Raw genomic sequence first — 258 nt, forward strand, 5'->3', positions numbered from 1 at the left:
GACGTTCGCGGCGCTCGCATTTTGTTCCGCATGGCCGATTTCTGACGCCTTCGCTGCTGCGCAGCCTATCTTCTGGAGCGCTTTACGGCCGGCCGATCAGCCCAAGGCGACGGTGCCGCTGTCGGGTAAGCCGGTGAGCGGTCCGCAGGGCGAAACACTCGCCTGGCATGGCGAGGAACATCCGATCGAATTGACGGGCTTCGTTCTGCCGATCGACCAGGATGGCGATCTTGTCTACGAATTCATGCTGGTGCCTTG

Annotated in this window: 1 pseudogene; it reads left to right on the forward strand. The window is 61.6% G+C overall.

The window, feature by feature from the left end:
- Window positions 1-258: pseudogene (locus EOD29_RS37655) on the forward strand (hypothetical protein); the annotation flags it as partial.

The organism is Mesorhizobium sp. M1A.T.Ca.IN.004.03.1.1 (genome assembly GCF_003997555.1).
Taxonomy (GTDB): domain Bacteria; phylum Pseudomonadota; class Alphaproteobacteria; order Rhizobiales; family Rhizobiaceae; genus Mesorhizobium.